We start from the raw sequence: 20531 nt of genomic DNA, 5'->3' as shown, positions 1-20531 counted from the left end.
GGCTCACCACTGGAAGTGGAGCTCGAAGGGGCCCCGGTGATCCAGCGTGCCGCGGTACTCGACGCGCTGGTCCGGTACGAGGCGGAGATCGGGCAGGCGTTCGGTGAGCAGGCGCAGCGAGATCTCGACCTGGCGGCGGGCCAGCCCGGCGCCGGGGCAGTAGTGGGCGCCCTGGCCGAAGACCACGTTGGCCCGCAGCGGCCGGGTGATGTCGAACTCCTCGGCCCGCTCGAAGGCCTCCTCGTCGCGGTTGGCGGAGGCCAGGCAGAGGGCGACCTCGGTGCCGGCCGGGAGGTCTCGTCCGCCGAGGCTGGTGTCGGCGGTCGCCACCCGGAGGAACATGTGGGTGGGCGTGTCGTAGCGGGCGATCTCCTCCGCCGCGTTCGGCACGAGGTCGGGCCGTTCGCGGAGCAGCCGCCACTGCTCGGGGTGCGACAGCAGCCGGAGCAGCCCGTTGCCGAGCAGCGCCGAGGTGGTGATGTGGCCCGGCAGGGCGACGCCCAGGACCAGGCCGACGAGTCCCGCCATCTGCTCGTCGGTGAGCGGTCCGTCGCCCGGGGCGTACGCGGCGATGTAGTCGCTGATCAGGTCGTCACGGGGCGCCGCGCGGCGATCGGTCACGTACCGCTCGATGAGCCGCTGGAAGCGCACCCACGCCCGCGCGCACTCGAGCTGCTCCTCGTCCGACCTGAACTGGTGCCCCATGCTCATGGCCGCCCCGGCCCGGCTGTCGTCCCCGAACGCGGTGCTGTCCTCCTCCGCGAAGCCGGTCAGCCGGGCGATCACGTCGACGGGGAGCCGGTTGGCGTACCCGGCCATGAACTCGACGCGGCCGTCCTTGGCGAAGCCGTCGATGAGCTGCCCGGCGCGTTCGGTGATGTACGGCTCGGCCGCGGTGACGCGTTCGGGGGACAGGGCCGCCGCCCCGGGCGCCCGCAGCCGCCGGTGCGGTTCGCCGTCCATCGTGATGAAGTTCTCCCGCGGCGGTATGCCCTTGGCCAGCTCCTGGAGGACCGCCGGGGGAAACGGCGCGTACGGCCGCAGGGTGTTGGCCGAGGAGTAGGTCTGCCCGTCGCGCAGCACTTTGCGCACGTCGGCCATCTTCGTCACGACCCAGGCGCCGATCGCCGGGGAGAAGAACATCGGCTCCTCGCGCCGTGCCCGCTCGTAGAAGGGATAGGGATCGTTCAGGTGCGTACGGAGCGGGTCGTAGAGATCGCCCAGGGACATGCCCATCACCTTTGCCCGAAGATTGGCAATTTGCCCTGACTATAACCCGCAATGAGTCTTTATTCAGGTCTCCCTGATATCAGCACTGATCAGCCTGATCGGCGCGCTGAGGTCTTGACTTAATTTCCATGGACTCCATTATTAAGCTCAAGATCCAGCCCCTGAGGAGCCCCCATGAGACTCCTGCCCCTGTTACTTCTCCTCGTCGCCACGATCCTGTTCCCGCTGGAGACCGCCTCGGCGGCGCAGTTCGAGCTCGGCCGCACGCCGTTCTACGGCAAGGTCCCCACGCTCGACCGCAACAGCCGCGTCGCCTTCTGGTACGGCCAGCTCGACCAGACCAAGACCAACCAGCTCAAGGGCTACGACCTCGTCGTGCTCGAACCCACGCTGCGCGTGCTCAACGTGACCGCCGACCACTTCTACTTCGAGTCGGTCACCAGCGCCCAGGTCCAGGAGATCAAGCGCGGCCTGGACGGCGCGCTCGGCACGGCGGACGACGTGATCGTGCTCGGCTACCTCTCGGTGGGCGAGATGCTCCCCACGATCATCCCCGGGTCGTCCGGGCACATGACCGTCGCCAAGGGCATCGAGCTGGGCCTGCTGCCCGCCGGCTACCAGGGCCCGTCGGGGCCGCTGCACGGCCCCAATCCGTGGAACTACACCGCCTCCGGCGGGTACGTGGACGTCGAGCACGGCGCGACGCCCGACGGCACCTACGGCGACGACTACGCCGGCTACCAGGGCGTCTCCATCGCCCCTGACCACTCCTCCTGGGGCAACCGGCTGCGCTGGGCCGGCAAGGGAGTCATGCCCTGGTACCTCGACCAGCAGGGCACCTGGGTGACCGACGCGCGCTACCCGTACGGCGGCTACTGGAAGGACGGCGACGGCGTCGTGGACGTCAACCGCACGTACGGAGGCGGGTACATCAACGGCGGCGACCCCGCGTGGCAGCGGTTCGTCACCTACCAGGTGGACAAGATCGTGCACGACGGCGAGTACGACGGCGTTTTCCTGGACACCGTCGACACCCCCGACCCGGTCGGCGGGGCCGGGCCGTCGGTGTCCTGGGGGCCGAGGGGCAACTTCGGGTTCACCGCCAAGGGCATGGTCGAGCTCGTGGAGAAGATCAAGGCGGTGGACCCGTCGAAGGTGGTGGCGGCCAACCGCGGCTACTGGTACTTCAACCCCGACGAGGGCACCTCCCAGTTCGCCGCCCGCTACCGCCACGCCATCAACGTCTTCGTGACCGAGTCCTGGTACTACAACACCTACATACCGGGCTTCTACGACACCAGCCCCGGATACGCCGACAACTGGAACACCGACCCGGGCTCGCCGACGTACCGGAGCCGCGACAACTTCGGCGGCTTCTGGAAGGACTACGTCAACGCCCAGGCCGGCGCCGCCGACGGCTTCAACGTGGTGATCATCGACTTCCGGGTGCCCGCGTCCGGCACCCACAAGTGGATGAACGAGGTGGTCACCCGCAGCGGCTACCTCGGCTACGACGTCAGCGGCGCCAACCACTTCAACTCGGCGATCTACGACGACGCCAAGAACTGGCTGGACGCCCAGGGGCTTGCCGCGCAGGGCCAGGCGGGGGCGCATCCCACCGACCTGTGCGGGGGCTTCGTGGCGGACGGCTCGTTCGGCGAGTGGTCCGCGCAGACCCCGGTCTTCAACGACCCGGCCGGCGCCAACGGCAAGGGGATCACCAAGGTCTTCACCAGGTTCGTCGGCGACCGGTTCTTCATGATGGTCGAGGCCAGGCAGGCGCTCAACCTGGCCCAGGAGATGATCTACTTCGACCACGACCGGGACGGCCCGTCCGGGTGGCAGCCGTGGTGGCCGACCTCGCCGGACGCGCGGGTCTACCTGGAGTCCCTGAACCAGGCGTACCTGCTGCCGCACGCGGGGGCCGGTCAGGGCGACGTCTTCCGATTCTCCAGCACGGGCTCGCCGGCGAACCGGGGATGGCCCGTACGGGTGGTGCAGTCGGGCAACCGGGCGGAGCTGGAGTTCGCCAGGGAGCACGTCTTTCCCGAGACCATGGCGGGCAGGGAGATCTGGACCTGGTTCAGGAGCGCCAACTTCGGCGGGGCCTCGGTCGCGTTCACCGTACCGGGGGGCACCTCCACCCCGACTCCGACCCCCACGCCGACCCCGACCCCCACGCCGACTCCCACTCCTACCCCCACCCCCACTCCCACCCCGGGGCAGGGCTTCACCATCGACGGGTCGGCGTCCGACTGGGCCGGGACGGCGCCGCTGATGACCGGCACCGGCGACGTGCAGTCGATCTCGGCGGCCAGCGACGGCGTCCACCTGTACCTGCTCGCCCGCGGCACCGGCCTCAACGTCCTGGAGCAGTTCTTCCTCGACACCGACAACAATCCCGCGACCGGTTACGCGGCGGCCGGCTGGACGAACCCGTCGGGCGCCGAGTTCATGCTGGAGAACGCGAACCTCTACCGCCACGGCGGCAGCGGCTGGTCGTGGACTCCGCGCGGCCAGGCCACCTTCGCCCGCAACGACACTGTCGTCGAGGCGGCCGTCCCCCTGTCCGGCCTCGGCCTCTCGCCGGGGCAGCGGATCCGGATCGGCTTCATCCGGAACAACTCCGCCACCGCCCGCCTGCCTCAGACGTCCGGAACCCTGCCTGCCTTCGGTGTCTGACGGCCACGATACGTTCGCTGTGAGGGCGGGCGACGACGCCCGCCCTCACAGCCGCCGACACACCTCTGGAGAACGTATGACAGGCTCCGACGCGGTGATCGCCGCACTCCGTACCGAATACGGCGTGCTCACCGAAGCAGTGTCCTCATTCGGCGAGGACGACCTGGCCCGGCCCTCGGGCGCGGCCGAATGGGATGTCTCGGAGGTGCTGAGCCATCTCGGCAGCGGCGCCGAGATCACGCGGGCCACCCTCCGGGCAGCTCTGGACGGCGAGCCGGCTCCGGGCCAGGACTTCATGCACAGCGTCTGGGACCGGTGGAACGCCATGACGCGCCGCCAACGCGCCGACGGCTTCCTCCAGGCGAACGAGAGCCTGACCGCGCTGTACGAATCCCTCGACGCGCCCACCCGGACCAACCTGCGCATCGATCTGGGCTTCCTGCCCGCCCCCGTGGACCTGGCCACGGCGGCGCGGATGCGGCTCAGCGAGCTGGCCCTGCACTCGTGGGACGTACGCGTGGCCTTCGACGAGCACGCCGTGCTCACCCCGGCCGCCACCCACCAGCTCCTGCACGGCTCGCCCGACCTCATCGGCTGGACCGGCAAGCCCGAGCAGCTCGAGGGCCGGCAGGCGGTCCTCCGGGTCACCACGACCGAGCCCGCGTCGGAGTTCGCCCTGCGCCTGGGCGAACGGATCAGCGTGGACTTCGACCTCCCCGACAAGCCCGACGGCACGCTCGAACTGCCCGCAGAAGCCTGGTTGCGGCTGGTGGCCGGCCGGCTGGCGCCGCGCCACACCCCCGGCGACGTCGTCACCACCGGCGCCGCCGAGCTCGACCTGCTGCGCCGGGTCTTCCCCGGCTACTGAGCCGCGGGGCATCAGCCGCGGGGCACCTTGACGCGGAGGAGCTGCCCCGTGTCGCCGGCGCCCGTGCTGCGGTTGGTCACGTAGAACACGCCGTCCCCGGCGTACGCCACCCCGCCCGGGTTCTCCAGGCCGGTGGTGGCCAGGTCGGTCCGTGACCCGTCGGCGTTCACCCGCACCAGCCGGCCGGTCACGGTGTCCCCGCTGTGCCCGGGGTTGCCGTCGAAGAGGCCGTCCTTCGCCATCTCCAGCACGATCAGCCGGCCGCGCTCGTCGAAGGTGAGGTCGGCGATGTTGGTGAAGCCGTCGGCGTACACCGTGGGGGACCGGCCGGGGACCAGCCGCCAGACCTTGGCCTCGCCCTTGTGGTACGGGAAACCGCTGAGCTCGCCGACGTAGAACGCGCCGCCGGGGCCCCGGACCACCGCCGTCGGCACGGATTCGACGAGCCCGCCCGGATCGGCGGCCGGGGCTCTGGCCGGGAGCACGGCGAGCACCTTGATGCCGCCGTCCGGCCGGACCAGCAGCACGTCGTTGCCGGACGCGTCCACGACGACGGTCCCGTACGGGCCGGAGTCCAGGCCGTAGAGGTTGGACTCGGTGTCGCCCGGATGCGGGTCGTGCCGCTGCTCGTACGTGGCGAGATCGGCCTCGGGAACGAGCTCGCCCGAGTGACCGGCGACCCGGGCGAGCTGCCCGAGCGGCACCGCCCCCGGGCCGAGCTGGTCGCGGAACGGCCGTTCCCCGGCGAGCCCGAAGACGGCGCGCAGGTGGCCGGCCGAGCTCAGGCTCAGGTCGTGCACGCCGAGCACGCTGAACCGCTGGGTCCCGCTGTCGTCGTAGATCCCGGTGGAGGGAAGCCCGGTGACGATCCGGCGGCCGGACCGGCGGCGCTCGGAGTACTGGAAGATCGCCCCGGTCGCCCCGTAGCACCAGACCGCGCCGAGACCGGTTTGCCCGCAGGTGCCGCCGTCGGGCCCCGACGGCCCGCCCTCGCCGGCCTCGGCGAGCAGCACCCGGCGGTTGCCCGCGTCGTAGACGAGCCCGCGCGGGGTGTCCAGCCCTTCGGCCACCACCTCGATCGTGCTGCCTGCTCGCGCCGCGGCGGGATCCGCGGGCAGCATCACTGTGCTCAGCGCCGTGCCGGTCAATGCCAGGGCCAGGGCGCCGCGTGTCGATTTCTTCATGTGCAACCTAAGGAGAGCCGACGGATAACTCGCCGCCCCGGCGGTCACGTCGTTCGACGACGAACACCCAGGCGAGCGCGGCGAGCTGGAACGCGACCAGCAGCAGGAAGCCGAGGCCGTCCCAGAAGTGGGAAGAGGACGGGCCGCCGCCGATACCCCGCAGCGCGAGGTCGACCATCTGACTCAGCGCGGGGACCGTCAGCAGGCCCAGCACGGCGAACGCCGCGGCCGAGCCGAGCAGGTAGAAGGGCGCGTACCAGCGGACGATGCGCAGCTCACGCGCGGGCACCAGGCTCATGTCGTGCCGCGGCGGCCGGTTGACCAGGGACCGCACGGCATCGGCGAGCCAGTGCCGGGTGTCCTCCATCAAGTTGCCGAGCCGCAGCCAGTTGACGAGCACGTAGTACATGTCCGTACGCATGAACACCTGGAACTGGAAGATCACCGAAAGGGCGAGCGCGTACGCGACCGCGCGGGCCAGCTGCTCGGCGGGACCGCTCAGGCCGAGGAGCTGACCGGCGAGGCAACCGAGCATGACGGCCAGGTCCCAGGTCATCCCGGCGAGGAAGACGGCGTACCGGCGGCGGCGGGGGGCGGACCGCACCCCGCTCACGTCGGTCTGCGCGACCAGGAAGTACAGCCGGCGGCTCAGCGAGAGCGAGCCGGTGCAGCCGAGGGCCCGCGCGATGATGGCGTGCGCGCACTCGTGCAGCAGGACGAGTCCCCAGCCGACGAAGCCCAGCGTGACGGCGTTGACGAGGGCCCCGTCGAACGGCAGCGCGTCCGACGGCCGGGGCAGCAGCCGCGGGTCGGCCAGCAGCAGCACCGGCACGGCGACCCAGACGGCCAGGTAGAGGGCGAGCATCGGCCGGGTGACCAGCCAGGCGACCCGCTCCTGCCGGACGTTCGCCAGCAGGGTCAGCCCCCTGCGCGGCGCGGCGGGGCCGAGCGGGTCGGCGAGCACCTGGCCGTCCACGGACGCGACGAAGCCGCACTCACCGATCCCCTCGAGGAACTCGTCGAGCTCGGGCTCGGCGCCGAACCGGTCGGCGAAGCGCTCGCGCACCTCCGCGAGCCGCAGCCCGAGCGAGAGCAACTCCAGCAACGCGACGCCCTCCACCGGCAACCGCACGAACTGCCCGGTCTCCGGCCTGCCGACCTCCCACTCGCCGTCCTCCTCGACGCCGAAGTGCAGCTCGTGCAGGGTGACGACGCTGTCGTCGTTCATGCGCTCACCGCAGGGGCGACCGCTGATCCACAGGCCGTGCAATCAGCGAGCCGGCCGGGCTCGGCGAACTCGGTGCTCATGCGCAGCAGGTCGATGAAGAACATGCGGCCGCGAATGACCGGGTCCGCCATTCCGGTGAGATATTTCACCGCCTCCAGAGCGGCCAGATTGCCGATCATCCCGGCGAGCGGTGCCATGCAGGGATTGACCGTGCGGTCCCCGATGACGTCCATGAAATAGCGTTGTGACGGGCCGTACCAGGGGAATTTGGCGAGCGCGTCCTGCTCCGCGCACTGGAAACAGGCGCTTTCCTGCGGAATATGCATCATGAGATTCACCGTGAGCCCGCTCTGGGAGCCCCGGACCCACGCGATTCCCTCGGCCAGCGCCGCCTCGTTGAGCCACTGGTAAAGCTGAATTCGCGGCCGATCCGCCGCGCATATGATGAGATCGCGGCCCGCCATGATGGCCCGCGCCGCGTCCACGCCGTCCACCATGGTGTTCAGGGTGGTGACGGTGACGTGCGGGTTGATCAGGCGCAGCCGGTCGGCCGAGGCGTCGGTCTTCAACCGGCCTATGTCGCGGTCGGTGTAGAGAATCTGGCGGTTGAGATTCATCAGCTCGACACGGTCGTAGTCCACCAGCAGGATGTCGCCCACGCCGATCGCGGCCAGGCTCATCGCGACGAACGAGCCGAGCCCGCCGAGCCCGAGCAGCGTGACCCTCGCTCCCTGCAGCCGGCGCTGGAAGTCGTACGACGTGGCCGGCGGGCGGTGGAAGTAGGAGAAGAACTCGAGGTTGCGCCGGTAACGCTCCAGCTCGGCGGGGGAGAGGCTGTCCGGTGGCGGGATCGCGGCGTCCTCCGCGAAGCCGGCGTTCCCGAGCGCGGCGACCGCGTCCTCGATGTCGGTCAGGGTGACGTCACGGTTCTCGCCCCGCATGTCGGCGTGCAGCTCCGGCACGGTACGCGTGCCGTCCATGAGCTCCATCAGCCGCCAGGTGTTGCCCTGGTCGTCGTCCTCCAGTTCGGAGGCGATGCCCAGGTCCATGCTGGCGATCCGGATGCGTCCGGCGCCGATGGGAATCGGCGGGAAGACTAATTTCATCCGTGGGCGTTGCATATCTTCTTTTCTCCGTGTTCCTCGGCGTGTTCCTCATCGGACAGGGCGGCCCGGGGCCCGGCCCCGCACCGCTGCCGATGCCGGGGCCGGGTAATAGGGCATCAGCAGTCGCCGCAGCAGCAGCAAGCGTTACAGGCAGCAGTCGTCTCGATCTTCTCGAGGCGCCGGATCTGAACCTTCATCGTTGTCCACCTCCTTTCACGCACCCGGGGGCACGAATTCACGAGCGAATCCGTCGTCCCTTTGCCCAGGGTCACAGGAGCCGTTGCAATTTCGTTTCAACCGCCATTTCCGGCGCGCAGGCTCCACTTCGCTGAGCTGCGGACATCCTTCGCCCTGAAGGCAGGTCACCGAGGTGATTCGGGTGCTGCCGGCCGAGGACATGCGCATCTTGCGCGAGGCGCCTGCCGCGGCTGGAGGCGGGACATCGCGAGCGGCTGCCTTCGTGCCGGACCCTGACCCTGACCGCCGTCGGTCGGCCGGGGAACCTGCGGCGCGGCATCGCGGCCGAGGCGTGAGGGAAGTGATGATTTGTGGCTGTTACATATGCTTCGTGTGCATTTTTGCGGGTGAGGAGGCCGGGTGGAGCGTAGACCGTGGCTGGCGACGGGGCCGGCCGTCGCCACGCATGTGCGGGCGGAAGCTGGAAGCCCACTGTCGGAACATAGTATTCCGTTCTGGTAGACTCGTCCCGTAGGTAGCCGCGGCGTTCAGCCGCCATGATCGAAGGAAACGAAGATGATCCTTGTTGCCGGAGCCACCGCCCACTTCGGCCGGCAGGCCGTCGAGTCGCTCGTCGCCGCGGGCCATCAGGTCCGGGCGCTGAGCCGGACGCCGGAGGCCGCCGGGCTCCCCGATGGCGTCGAGGTCGTGCGGGGAGACCTCACGCAGGCAGCGACGCTGGCCCCGGCGTTGACCGGGGTGACGGCGGTGTTTCTGGTGCTGCCGTACCAGATGGACCCGACGGCGTTCCTGGACGCGGCGCGCGAGGCGGGGGTGGGGCGGATCGTGTTCCTGTCCTCCGGCGCCGTGGTCGAGGGCGCTGACGAGCAGCCCGATGTGATCGCCGCCTACCACCACGGTGTCGAGCGGGCCATCAGGGCGAACGGCGCGGAGTGGACGTTCCTGCGGATCTTCTTCCCGGCGATCAACTCGTTGTCGTTCGCGATGCAGCTCGCCGATGGTGACGTCGTGCGCGGCCCGTACGCCGGCGCCCAGAGCGCCCCCGTCCACGAGGGCGACGTCGGCGAGGTGGCGGCGCGCGTGCTGACCGAGGACGGGCACGCCGGGAAGGTCTACGAGCTCACCGGGCCCGAGTCCATGACCCAGGCCGAGCAGGTGAGCACGCTCGGCCGGGTGCTCGGCCGCCCGCTGAGCTTCGAGGAGCTCGACCCGGAGCCGGTCCGGGCGCAGATGGGCCAGTTCATGGATCCGGCCTTCATCAACGCGCTGTTCGACCTGATGGCGGCGACCGTGGGCAAGCCCGCCCCGGTGAACTCCCTGGTCGCCGACCTCACCGGCCGGCCCGCCCGCGGCTACGCGCAGTGGGTCGCCGACCACGTCGCCGACTTCAGCTGACCTGTCACCCGCCTCCGAGCAACGGATCCCGCACTCTCATGAGAATTCCCCTGAACCGCGCCGCCGCGATCGCCGCCGCCACCGTGGCGGCGCTGATCGCGCCGCCGGGCCTTCCTGTCCAGGCCGCCGCCACCGCCGGGCCCGGAGCCTGGACCGGGGCGTGGGCTGCCGCGATGCAGCAGCCCTCCCCGGGCGGCATGCCCGGCAGCACCAACTGGTCCGAGGCCGGCTTCACCGACCACACGCTCCGCCAGGTGGTGCGCGTCAGCACCGGCGGCGCGAAGCTCAGGATCAGGCTGTCCAACCGGTACGGCGCCACCCCGCTGCAGGTAACCGGCGTCACCGTCGGCAGGGCCGGTGCCGGTGCGTCGGTCCACCCGGCCACGCTGAGACCCGTCACGTTCCGCCACTGGCCCGGCACGGTCATCCCCGCCGGTCAGGAGGCCGTCAGCGACGCCGTCCGGCTGCCCGTCGCCGCGCTCGACAAGGTGAGCGTCACCCTCTACGTCAAGGCCCCCACCGGCCCGGCCACCTTCCACGACATCGCTTCGGCCACCACCTACCGCGCCCGCGGGGACCACCGCCTCGACCCGCGTGCCACGGCGTTCACCGAGACCTCGTCCTCCTGGTACTACCTGACCGGCGTGGACGTGCTCGGCGGCACCGGCTCGGTGGTCACGTTCGGCGATTCGGTCACCGACGGCACCGGTTCGACCGAGGGGGCGGACAACCGCTACCCCGACCAGCTCGCCGAGCGGCTCGCCGCCTCCGGCCGGCGGCTCGGCGTGCTCAACGCCGGCATCTCGGGCAACCGGCTGCTGAACGACTCCGCCTGCTTCGGGGAGAACGCCTCCGCCCGCTTCCGGCGAGACGTGCTCGACCGGCCGGGCGTGCAGTCGGTGATCGTGATGGAGGGGATCAACGACATCACGTACCCGCTGATGGACACCCCGTGCAGCAAGCCGAACACGGCGGTGACGGCCGAGCAGCTCATCGAGGGCCACCGCGCGCTCATCCGGGCGGCCCGCGCCCACGGGATCAAGGTCATCGGCGGCACGATCATGCCGTTCAAGGGCAACCCCTGGCTCTACCCGCAGGACAACGCGCAGACGCTCGCCATGGAGAAGACGCGTGACGCGGTCAACCACTGGATCCGTACCGGTGGTGAGTACGACGCCGTGGTCGACTTCGAACGAGTCCTCGCCGACCCCCATGACCCTGACCGGCTGCGTCCCGAGTACAACACCCGCGACGGCCAGGAGGGCGACTGGCTGCACCCCAACGATGCCGGCCTCGACGCCATGGCCCGCGCGATCGACCTCGGCACGCTCCGCTGACCGACCCCGGCTTCCCCGGGCCGATACATTCCGGCCGTGTTCAGCATCCGTTGGCCGGACCACTTCGCCGAGCAGGCTTCCGTCATCGAGTGCAAGGGTGGGAACGGCGTCGCCGATAGGGTTCGGGGGTGACGGATGTGATGTTCCCGCCCAAGTTGAAGGCAGGCGACGGGGTGCGCGTGGTGGCGCCGGCCAGGTCCCGCGCGATGGTGATGGAGCATGACCACACCGGCCTCATCGACTCCCGGTTCGCCGAGCTCGGCCTGACGCTCTCGTACGGCGAGCACGTCGACGAGCGGGACGCGTTCGACTCCGCCGGCGTCGCCTCACGGGTCGCCGACCTGCACGAAGCCTTCGCGGACCCGTCGGTGGCGGCGATCCTGACGGTCATCGGCGGCTACAACTGCAACGAGCTCCTGCCGTTCCTGGACTGGGAGCTGATCCGGGCCAACCCGAAGATCCTGTGCGGCTACTCCGACATCTCCGCCCTGCAGAACGCCATCCTCGCCCGCACCGGGCTGGTCACCTACTCGGGTCCGCACTGGTCGACGTTCGGGATGCGGGATCACTTCGAGCAGACGCTTGACTGGTTCACCTCGGTCATGTTCGGCACCGCCCCGGTCGCCCTGTCCCCGGCGGCGCACTGGAGCGACGACCTCTGGTTCCTCGACCAGGACAAGCGCGAGCTCATCCCCAACGACGGGTGGTGGCGGATCCGGCCGGGCGCCGCGGAGGGGCACCTCGTCGGCGGCAACCTGGCCACGCTGAACCTGCTGCAGGGCACCCCGTACATGCCCTCACTCGACGGCGCGATCCTGATCATCGAGGACGACCTGGAGTCGCACCCGGCGACCTTCGCCCGCGACCTGACCTCCCTGCTGCAGCTTCCCGACGGCCCGCGGGTCCGTGGGCTGGCGATCGGCCGGTTCCAGCAGGCCAGCCGCATGTCCCGCCCGCTGCTGGAGCAGATCGTCGACACCCAGCCGGCGCTGGCCGGACTCCCTGTCCTGGCCAACATCGACGTCGGCCACACCTATCCGCTGGCCACCTTCCCGATCGGCGGCCAGGCCCGGCTCACCGTCACCGGCACGGACGCGGAGCTGACCCTGCTGCGCCACTGACCCTCCGCTACTCCTGCGGGGCGGACAGGTCGCGGCGGACGCGGCAGGCGTCGGCGATGCGGTTGGCGGCGACGTAGACCAGGTTGACGGTCAGGATCGCGGGGGCGATCACCGCCACGAAGCCCGGGAAGTCGCGCTCGAAGGCCAGGGCCAGGATCACCGCGGTGATGCCGTTCTGCTGCGCCAGCCCCAGGTGCACCCGGTCGGCGACGGGCAGCCCACGGGTGAGGACGAGTGCCGCGAGCATCTGCGCGGCGAACGCCGCCAGCCCCAGCAGGACGCCCATCATCAGGTTCGCCCCGCCGACCAGCAACAGACCCATCAGGAACGCCGACAGGGCGAACGCCACGCTCACCGCCCGCGCCAGCCATCGCGGGTCCGGCAGTCGCAGGTAGAGCCCGGCGGCCGCCACGCCGAGCATGAGCGAGCTCCACGCCGCGGACAGGACCGCGCTGATCGCCGCGAGGTAGCTCAGCACCGGCGGCGCGTTCCTGATCAGCCGCCACACCCCGTACGCGACCGCCACGAACAGCGCGTTCAGCCCCAGATCCGCCAGGTACGACGCCGACAGGCCGTCCTGGCCCGGCTTGGTGAACGACACCGCGTAGAACGCCAGGATCACGGTCACCGGATCGTCGAAGGACGACCACGCGCCGAGGATGGTCCTGGCCCGGTCCGACAGGCGGTTACCGCCCATGGCCGAGGCCACCGACAGCGGGTCGATCTGGGCGACGGTCACCGCCAGGATCATCGCCCGCGGGTCCCCGGACACCAGATAGACCACGCCGGCGATGAAGGCCGCCTTCAACAGCACCCCGACGGTCACCGCGAGCAGGATCAGCTTCGTGTGCTGGCGCGCCTCGGTCCGGTCGATGCCGTGCGTGCTGCCGTACAGGCCCACCGCGAGCAGCAGGCTGCTGAGCAGCAGGTAGCCGCCGGAGTGCTCCAGCCGGGACAGGCCGGTCATGTCCGCGGTCAGCCAGCCGAACCCGACGAGCAGCAGCAGGAAACCGATCCTGACCAACGGTCCTCCTCCAAGAGGGCGAATCACTGGATTGAGGATCGGCTGCGTCGCGGTGGTTGTCCAGAGGGCTGGGGTTCCGGTGACCTCCCGGGGTCACGCCCGGGCCGGCGCGTCCAGCTCCAGGACGGCCAGCTCGCTCTGCAGGACGAGCACGGCGCCGCCGATCGCCGCCGCGTCCGAGCCGCTGACCGAGGTGATCACCCGTACCGGATGCGCCCGGCGGGCGAACGTGCGGCGCCGCACCTCCTCCTCGACCACCGGCCGGTAGATCGGGCCCGCCACGGTGAGGCTGGGCCCGGCCAGCACGATCAGGTCGAGGTCGAACAGGCTCGCCAGGGTGACGGCGGCGGTGCCCAGAAGGCGGGCGGAGCGCTCGATGAGAGCCCGGGCGGCCGGGTCCCCGGCGCCGGCCGCGGCCGCGATCCGGCCGAACCCGGTCATGACGTCCGGGTCGTCCGGGTCGAGCTCCAGCCGCCGGCCGAGGCTCGGCGTCGCCACCGCCTGCCTGATCACCGCGGTGGGGTCCGCGTAGTTCGCCAGGCAGCCGTGGTTGCCGCAGTCGCACGGGCCTCCGTCCAGGTCGACGGTGATGTGGCCGATCTCGACGCCGTTGGAGGAGCTGCCCCGGTACACCTGGCCGTCGAGGACGACCCCTCCGCCGATCCCGCTGGCCATGTAGATGCAGCCGAAGGTGTCCGACCGCGCCGCCCCCAGCCAGTGCTCGCCGATCGCCGCGGCCGCCGCGTCGTTGTCGAGCAGCACCGGCAGGTCCAGGAGCTCCGACAGGCGGGGCGCGACCGGGTACCCGAACCAGGCGCCGGTCGGCTGGTGGGTCAGCAGTACGCCGGCCCGCCGATCCTGGGGCCCGTAGGTCACCAGGCCCACCCCGAGCACCCGGTCGCGCTCGACGCCGGCGGTGCCGAGCAGCGCCTCCACCCGCGCGGCCACCTGCGCAAGCGCCTCCTCGGGAGGCAGCAGCGTCGTGCCGGGGAACGAGGTCCGCGCGACCTGCCGCCCGGTCAGGTCGACGATGACGACGACGCACGTGTTGCGCTCGAACAGGACTCCCACGGCGTACCGCGCCCGTGGGTTGAGCTGCAGCATCGTCCGCGGCTTGCCGCCGGTCGAGGCGCCGCGCCCGACCTCGACGACCAGCTCGTGGGCCATGAGCTCGCGGACCACCTGGGTGATGGTCGCCGGCGTCACTCCGGAGCTGGCGGCCAGCTCGATGCGGCTGATGGTGCGGGCCGCCCGGATGCGGTCGAGGACCATGCCGCGCGTCCTCGGCCGCCTCCCGGAGCGGGTCGCCATCCTGCCTCCTCCTTCCTTCGTCGCGTCAGCTCGCGGTGCAGGACGGCGTGGGAACGCCGTTGCTGCCGTTCCACGAGCCGAGGAATCCGAAGGTCGTGCTCGCGCCGGCGCCGAGGCTGCCGTTGTAGCCCATGTTGCGGGCGGTCACGTCGGACCCGCTGCTGCTGACCGTCGCGTTCCAGGCGTTGGTGACGGTCTGGCCGTTGGCGAAGGTCCACGTCACCGTCCAGCCCCTGATCGCCGAGCTGCCCGCGGTGACCCGTACGTCGCCCTGGAAGCCGCCGCCCCACTGGCCGGTCACCCGGTAGGTGGCCGAGCAGCCGCCGGTCGGCGGGGTCGGCGAGACGGTCGGGGACGGGCTGCCGGTCCCGCCGCCGTAGATCGTGGCCTCCTTGGCGGTCGCCTTGATGCCGTTGGGGCCGTCGAAGATCCGCTTGCCCCAGGTGGTGAGCTGGTTGGGATCGAAGTTGACCGTCATGTCCAGGATCGGGTCGGTGTTGCCGCTCCAGGACCAGGCGAGGTACCCGAGTCCCCGCGACCGCGCCTCGGCCACGATCGTCTCGTCGTCCGCTTCGCCCGTGTTGAACCGCCAGCCGAACTCACCGATGACCAGCGGCCACCCGTTGGCCTGGAAGCGGTCGAGGTAGTCGGTGATGGCGGCGGGGGTGTTGAAGACGCTGTACATGTGGATCGACAACACCGTGTTGCGCAGGCTGTCGGCGTCCAGGATCGTCTGCGCGTTGTCCCGCATGGTGAACTGCCAGTCCTGGCCCCAGTTGGGCGCGTCGACCATGAGCAGGTGCTCGAATCCGTTGCCGCGCATCCTCTTGACCGCGTTCGCGGTGGCGTCGATCCACTGGCCGGCGTCGACGTTGCCGATCGGCTCGTTGCCGATGTTGATCACGACGTAGTTCTCCTGGCCGACCAGGGCGCTCTTGTGGCCGATCCAGTAGGTGACCGCCTCGTCGAGCGAGGCGGCGGCGCCCTCCTCGCCGTAGCCGGTGGTGTCGTGCACCTCCAGTACGCAGATCAGCCGGTTCTGCTTGCACAGGGAGATCACCTCGGCCACGTCGTCGGACGGGCCCCACCGCTTGCCGCTGCCCAGCACGACCCGGACGGTGTTGGCGCCGAGCGCCTTGATGTCGGCGAACGAGCTGGTCCGGCCGGTGAACCAGACATGCGGGTGGTTGACGCCCCGCATGACGAACTCCTGGCCGTTCGCCTCCACGATCTTCGTCCCGCTGACATGCAGGCCTCCGGCGGCGGAGGCGGGCGGGAGGTGCACCACCAGGATCGACGCGACGGCCGCGAGCAGGGCCGCGCCCAGGGCGAGAAGCTTCCTCTTCATGACCTACCTCGTGTCGCGTCGGGGCCGGGGCGGCCAAACGCTACATATCCGCCGAAGCGGAGTGAAGGACGATGAAGATCACGTCCGGTTGCGTACGGGTGGCCGGCGGCCCGGATCGGTGCTTCCACCTGCGGCGACCGGGCCATCGGAGTCCGTGGACGGCAGGCCGCGGCTGCTGAAACTTTCAGTAGTTAAATAAGCGCCGGGGTTTGGATCGCCACGGTCCGGCCTGCCGTATGAACCCATGGGCTGGTCTTGGCCGCGCCGTTGCCGCGCGGGCCAGATAGGGCGGACATCCTGGAGGCGTACCGGAAGGATCTGGACATTCGGGGCCGGCCGACTTCCCGCCATCAGGCGATCAATCGGGGGGAATCATGAACAAGGTCACGATCCATGCCTCGGCCGCCGTGCTCGCGGCCGGAGCCCTCACCGCCACCGTCCTGTCATCGCCGTCAGACGCGTCCGCGTCACAGGACTACGACTGCGGGTCTCCCTCCCTGCACGTCGTCGCGCAGAGTTCGAAGGACAAGGCCACCGCCTGTGCCACCGCCGTCAAGGTGGCCGAAGCCTGGTTCGAGGGCGCCCCGCCGGGCCCGGGAGGCGATGCGGCCACCACGACGGTCCAGGTCGACGGGGCACAGTGGTCATGCCAGCAGCGCCAGCCGGACGACGCCCCCGACCCGCACGAACTGTGCGTCAACCTCAGCCAGGACTCGGAGCAGGTCCGCCTGTACTCATGATCCCGGCATGCCGCCCGGGGCCCACGGAGGCGGGCCCCGGGCAGCAGACTGAAGGCATGGAGACGACGTACGAGCTGGGCGAGATCGTGGCCGAACGCCAGGTGGAGGGGGTGGCCGCCGACGGGACCCGCACCCTGGTCACCGTGAGGTTCGGCAAGCCGCGCCCCGACGAGCTGAGCACGAACGGCGACTGGTGCTGCCCTCACCAGGTCGTGGGCCTGGGCGAGGCGGGAATCGGGGCGGCCTTCGGCGTCGACTCCCTGCAGGCCCTCCTGCTGAGCGTGTACAAGGTGCGGCTGAAGCTGGAGGAGCGGGCACGGGCCGCGGCGGTCCGGCTGGACTGGCTGGGGCAGCCGGAGCTGGGCCTGAGGGTGTAGCTCACCGGGGCACGTCCATGCGCTGCGTGCCGATGACGGACAGCAGCCGCAGCGCCTCCTCGGACGGCGAGCCGGGCGTGGCGGTGTAGATCACGACCCGCTGGTCCCGGTCGGCGATGTCGAGGACGTCGCAGTTGACGGTGACGGGGCCGACCAGCGGGTGCTGGAAGGTCTTGCGCAAGGTGGGCTCGGAGCTCACGTCGTGGGAGGCCCACAGGCGCGCGAACTCCTCGCTCCCGGCCAGGAGATCGCGCACCAGCTCGGCCACTTCCGGATCGTCCGGGTAGCGGGCGGCGGCGGCGCGCAGGTTCTGGGTCGCGCGGCGGCCGAACTCGTCGGCGTCCGACACCCCGTACAACCGCCGCCCGTCCGGGTGCGGTCCGAGGAAGGCGCGGCGCAGGAGGTTGCGGTCGCGTCGCGGCACGGCGGAGAAGTCCTCCATGAGGGCGGCCGCCAGCTCGTTCCAGGCGATCACCTCGTGCGTCGCGGACGTCACGGTCGCGGCGGCCAGCGGCAGCCGCCGCAGCAGGTCGAGGATGCTCTGCCGCACCTCGCGCGAGGGTCCGGGCGGGGGGCCGGGCGGGGCGCCGGCGAGGTGGTGGAGGTGGACGCGCTCGGCGTCCGACAGGCGCAGCGCCCGGGCCAGCCCGGCCAGCACCTCCCGCGACGGGTGCGGGCCACGGGCCTGCTCCAGCCGCGTGTAGTACTCGGTCGAGATGTACGCCAGCTGCGCCGCCTCCTCACGGCGCAACCCCGGCGTACGGCGCCGCGGCCCGGCCGGCAGACCCACGTCGGAGGGCGTGATCCGCTCACGCCTGCTGCGCAGGAAGGCCGCCAGTTCTCGTCTGTCCATACCTCCAGTGTGTGCCGGTCCGAGCAGTTCATGCAGGTATCGGCGGTACCTGGATGGGCTCGGCGGACCCGCGCAAGCTCGTAACCATGAACACAACACCGAACACTTCCGCCGGTCTGGGCCTGCTGGCCGGCAAGGTCGCCTTCATCACCGGCGCCGGGCGCGGCATCGGCGCCGCCGCGGCGCGGCTGTTCGCCCAGGAGGGCGCCCGGCTGCTGCTCGCGGCCCGGACCGAGGCCCAGCTGAAGGCCGTGACCGAAGAGGTCAGGGCGGCGGGCGGCACCGCCGACCACGTGGTGTGCGACCTGGCCGACCCGGCCGGCGTGCGGGCGGCCGTGGAGCGCGCCGTGGACCTGTACGGGCGGCTCGACGTGGCCTTCAACAACGGCGCGGCGTTCGTGCCGCCCGGCCCCATGGACCAGGTGGCGCAGGACGACTTCGACCACGTCTACGCCGTGAACCTCAGGGGCCCGTGGCTGGTCATGGTCGCCGAGGTCGCCGCCATCCGGGCCACCGCCGGCACGGGGGCCATCGTCAACAACTCCAGCGTCGGCAGCCTGGGGGCCAATCCCGAGCTGCCCGCCTACGGGGCGATGAAGCGGGCGGTCAACAGCCTCACCGAGTCGGCCGCCGTCACGTACGGCCCCGAGGGCATCCGCGTCAACGCCGTCGCCCCCGGCGGCACCCTGACCGAGATGATCCGTACGTGGGAGCAGGATTCGCCCGGCCTCGTCGAGCGGCTCAAGGCGCACACCCCGCTGGGCCGCTCGGCCGACCCCGGCGAGATCGCCCAGGCGGCCGCGTGGCTGCTCAGCGACCGGGCATCCTTCGTCACCGGCGCGGTCCTCAGGGTCGACGGCGGGGCCCGGCTCTGACCGGGGCCCCACCGGCCGGCAGCTTCGGTCAGCGGGTCGCCGGCCGGGCCTGTACGGCTCGTGCGAGCCGCCTTTCGCCAAGACGGGGAAAATCCGCCGCCACCTTATCCCCATTTATGGAGGAATGTCGCTTTTTGTGATGTCTGCCGGGGCAGGCCATGGAGCGCAGGACGACATAGGGGAGGGAAATCTCCGATGATCTACCATCACACACCTCGGGTAACCGGGTGGGTCGGCTGGGTCTGGTTCGGCGGCGCAATGATGGTCATGGCCGGGCTGTTCAACATCATCACCGGCCTGGCCGCCGTCTTCGCCAACCGCGTCTACGTACAGACCCCCGCCCGCCTCCTGCTCTTCGACATCACCACGTGGGGCTGGGTCCACTTCATCCTGGGCGTCCTCGTCCTGGCCACGGGCATCGGCGTCACCATGGGGCTGGACTGGGCCAGGATCGTCGGCGTCGTGCTGGTGATGCTGAACGCCCTGACCCAGCTGACCTGGATCGCGGTGAATCCCTGGTGGTCGCTCGCCGTCATCGCGATCGACGTGCTCGTGCTGTACGCGCTCATCGTCCACGGGCGGGAGGCCCGACCGACGTAGCTCCACCCCGGAGGTCTTCCTGGACGTCGACGTCGACAACCCGGCCTCGGCCGCCCTCTTCCGCGGTCTCGGATTCGAGATGATCGCCCGCCGGGCCCGCTACGAGTGACGCCGCCGGCGGCGGAGGACCAGGGCCGCGACCACGCACACGGCGGCGAGGAGGAGCGGCAGTGCCCAGGGGGCGGTCCAGGTGTCCGCCGTGGCCTCGACGGCGGCGAGCGGGGCGACCGAGTTCGACGCGTCTGTGAGCAGCGGGACGAGGTTGATCGTCCCCGTCAGGCGCAGCAGGGGAGCCACGCCGTGCACCGGCACGGAGACGTTCCAGGTGTCGCCGGGGAGGAGCTGGGGCGAGTCGCCGATCCGCCCGGCGGGTACGCCCGAGCCCCCGAACGGGCCCGACACGGACACCGTCTGCCGGGCGGCGAGGATGGCGTTGCCCGTGTTGCGGATCGTGTACGTGACAGTGGCGTCACCCTTACCGAGCGGACTGCCCGAGTAGCGCACCCGCGGGTCCTCCACCGACAGGCCGGGCTTCAGCGCGCCGCCCACCCGCAGCCGGATCCGGATGCCGAGCCGCTCGCCCGCGCCGGTCCCGTCCGCCTCGCCGGCCCGGGCGAGCGAGGTGACGATGCCGCCCATGTACTCGCCGGGCGCGGCGTCCTCCGGCAGCGTCACCGTGAACGGCACCTCGGCCGACCCGCCCGGCGGGACCGTCACCTCGGGCCGGTCCGGGTGGACCCACGCGCCCACGGCCGCCGGCTTCGTGTCCCTGGCGACCAGGTCGAGCCGGCCGTCCCCGGCGGTGAAGGCGTCGGCGGCGTACACCGCGAGGCGGAGCGGCGCGGTGCCGGGGTTGACGACCACGAGACCGTCCGTGACCTGCCCGCCCGGGTCGATGGTGTAGCCGTAGTTCTGTCGGTCGGAGCCGAAGTCGTTGGCCGCCGTACGGACCGTCCAGGAGGTGTCCGCCGCCGTGGCGGGTCCGGCCTGCGCGCCCGCGAGGCCGAGCGCGGCGAGCAGCGCCACGGCGGCGGCCCGGCAGATCATGGTCGAA

General features: G+C 71.0%; 18 protein-coding genes. 9 read left to right on the top strand and 9 right to left on the bottom strand.

All coding sequences use genetic code 11. The annotated features are described in order from the left end of the window. Positions 1 to 3: 3 nt before the first annotated feature. The gene (locus AB0J69_RS27850; RefSeq protein ID WP_364122911.1) at positions 4 to 1230 is read right to left on the bottom strand and encodes a cytochrome P450; all 1227 of its coding nucleotides are present in this window, start codon (positions 1228 to 1230) and stop codon (positions 4 to 6) included. Between the two features lie 174 nt (positions 1231 to 1404). On the opposite strand from AB0J69_RS27850, the gene AB0J69_RS27845 reads away from it, so the two are divergent. After that, a complete protein-coding gene (locus tag AB0J69_RS27845) occupies positions 1405 to 3912 on the top strand; it encodes a hypothetical protein (protein WP_364122909.1) in 2508 nt (835 codons plus the stop codon). A 76-nt stretch (positions 3913 to 3988) separates the two neighbouring features. Beyond that, complete coding sequence (locus AB0J69_RS27840) at positions 3989 to 4780, top strand: maleylpyruvate isomerase family mycothiol-dependent enzyme (protein WP_364122907.1); 792 nt, start codon at positions 3989 to 3991, stop codon at positions 4778 to 4780. Between the two features lie 11 nt (positions 4781 to 4791). Here AB0J69_RS27840 and AB0J69_RS27835 read toward each other — a convergent pair whose 3' ends face one another. Genes AB0J69_RS27835 through AB0J69_RS27825 form a run of 3 tightly spaced genes read right to left on the bottom strand, consistent with a single transcriptional unit; the run spans position 4792 to position 8313 of the window. Further along, complete coding sequence (locus AB0J69_RS27835) at positions 4792 to 5964, bottom strand: ScyD/ScyE family protein (RefSeq protein WP_364122905.1); 1173 nt, start codon at positions 5962 to 5964, stop codon at positions 4792 to 4794. A 7-nt stretch (positions 5965 to 5971) separates the two neighbouring features. After that, a complete protein-coding gene (locus tag AB0J69_RS27830) occupies positions 5972 to 7192 on the bottom strand; it encodes a hypothetical protein (protein WP_364122903.1) in 1221 nt (406 codons plus the stop codon). Continuing rightward, the gene (locus AB0J69_RS27825) at positions 7189 to 8313 is read right to left on the bottom strand and encodes a ThiF family adenylyltransferase (protein ID WP_364122901.1); all 1125 of its coding nucleotides are present in this window, start codon (positions 8311 to 8313) and stop codon (positions 7189 to 7191) included. Before AB0J69_RS27825 ends, AB0J69_RS27830 begins: the two co-directional genes overlap by 4 nt. A 738-nt stretch (positions 8314 to 9051) precedes the next feature. On the opposite strand from AB0J69_RS27825, the gene AB0J69_RS27820 reads away from it, so the two are divergent. The 3 genes from AB0J69_RS27820 (at position 9052) to AB0J69_RS27810 (ending at position 12349) form a co-directional block, all read left to right on the top strand. Further along, on the top strand, positions 9052 to 9891 hold the full coding sequence (locus AB0J69_RS27820) for an NAD(P)H-binding protein (RefSeq protein WP_364122899.1): 840 nt from the start codon (positions 9052 to 9054) through the stop codon (positions 9889 to 9891). A 38-nt stretch (positions 9892 to 9929) separates the two neighbouring features. Beyond that, the gene (locus AB0J69_RS27815; protein ID WP_364122897.1) at positions 9930 to 11228 is read left to right on the top strand and encodes an SGNH/GDSL hydrolase family protein; all 1299 of its coding nucleotides are present in this window, start codon (positions 9930 to 9932) and stop codon (positions 11226 to 11228) included. A 128-nt stretch (positions 11229 to 11356) separates the two neighbouring features. After that, positions 11357 to 12349 carry a S66 peptidase family protein gene (locus AB0J69_RS27810; RefSeq protein WP_364122896.1) on the top strand — a complete coding sequence of 331 codons (993 nt, stop codon included), beginning with the start codon at positions 11357 to 11359 and terminating at the stop codon, positions 12347 to 12349. A 7-nt stretch (positions 12350 to 12356) separates the two neighbouring features. Here the strand turns inward: AB0J69_RS27810 and AB0J69_RS27805 are convergent, their stop codons facing one another. The 3 genes from AB0J69_RS27805 to AB0J69_RS27795 all read right to left on the bottom strand — a co-directional run bounded on the left by AB0J69_RS27805 (position 12357) and on the right by AB0J69_RS27795 (position 16032). Next, entirely contained in the window at positions 12357 to 13373 is a 1017-nt protein-coding gene (locus AB0J69_RS27805) for a hypothetical protein (RefSeq protein ID WP_364122894.1), read from the bottom strand. 93 nt (positions 13374 to 13466) lie between these two features. Further along, positions 13467 to 14684: an ROK family transcriptional regulator gene (locus AB0J69_RS27800; protein WP_364122892.1), complete on the bottom strand. Its 1218-nt coding sequence runs from the start codon at positions 14682 to 14684 to the stop codon at positions 13467 to 13469. A 25-nt stretch (positions 14685 to 14709) separates the two neighbouring features. Next, the gene (locus AB0J69_RS27795; protein ID WP_364122890.1) at positions 14710 to 16032 is read right to left on the bottom strand and encodes a cellulase family glycosylhydrolase; all 1323 of its coding nucleotides are present in this window, start codon (positions 16030 to 16032) and stop codon (positions 14710 to 14712) included. Positions 16033 to 16406: 374 nt separating this feature from the next. Here AB0J69_RS27795 and AB0J69_RS27790 point away from each other — a divergent pair, with 374 nt between their 5' ends. Next, entirely contained in the window at positions 16407 to 16772 is a 366-nt protein-coding gene (locus AB0J69_RS27790) for a hypothetical protein (RefSeq protein WP_364122888.1), read from the top strand. Between the two features lie 56 nt (positions 16773 to 16828). After that, on the top strand, positions 16829 to 17149 hold the full coding sequence (locus AB0J69_RS27785; protein ID WP_364122886.1) for a hypothetical protein: 321 nt from the start codon (positions 16829 to 16831) through the stop codon (positions 17147 to 17149). 1 nt (position 17150) lies between these two features. Here AB0J69_RS27785 and AB0J69_RS27780 read toward each other — a convergent pair whose 3' ends face one another. After that, complete coding sequence (locus tag AB0J69_RS27780; RefSeq protein WP_364122885.1) at positions 17151 to 18002, bottom strand: helix-turn-helix transcriptional regulator; 852 nt, start codon at positions 18000 to 18002, stop codon at positions 17151 to 17153. Positions 18003 to 18088: 86 nt separating this feature from the next. On the opposite strand from AB0J69_RS27780, the gene AB0J69_RS27775 reads away from it, so the two are divergent. Both AB0J69_RS27775 and AB0J69_RS27770 read left to right on the top strand, forming a co-directional pair. Next, positions 18089 to 18877, top strand: coding sequence for an SDR family oxidoreductase (locus tag AB0J69_RS27775; protein WP_364122883.1), 789 nt, complete (start codon positions 18089 to 18091; stop codon positions 18875 to 18877). A gap of 195 nt (positions 18878 to 19072) precedes the next feature. Then, a complete protein-coding gene (locus AB0J69_RS27770) occupies positions 19073 to 19477 on the top strand; it encodes a hypothetical protein (protein ID WP_364122881.1) in 405 nt (134 codons plus the stop codon). 99 nt (positions 19478 to 19576) lie between these two features. Here the strand turns inward: AB0J69_RS27770 and AB0J69_RS27765 are convergent. Then, positions 19577 to 20531, bottom strand: a 955-nt coding sequence (locus AB0J69_RS27765; RefSeq protein ID WP_364122879.1) for a DUF916 domain-containing protein, incomplete at its 5' end; no start/stop codon positions are given.

Origin of the sequence: Nonomuraea sp. NPDC049709 (assembly GCF_040674815.1) — a bacterium.
Lineage (GTDB): Bacteria > Actinomycetota > Actinomycetes > Streptosporangiales > Streptosporangiaceae > Nonomuraea.
Note: the sequence above shows the minus strand (reverse complement) of the source record. Positions and strands in the feature narration are given on the sequence as shown.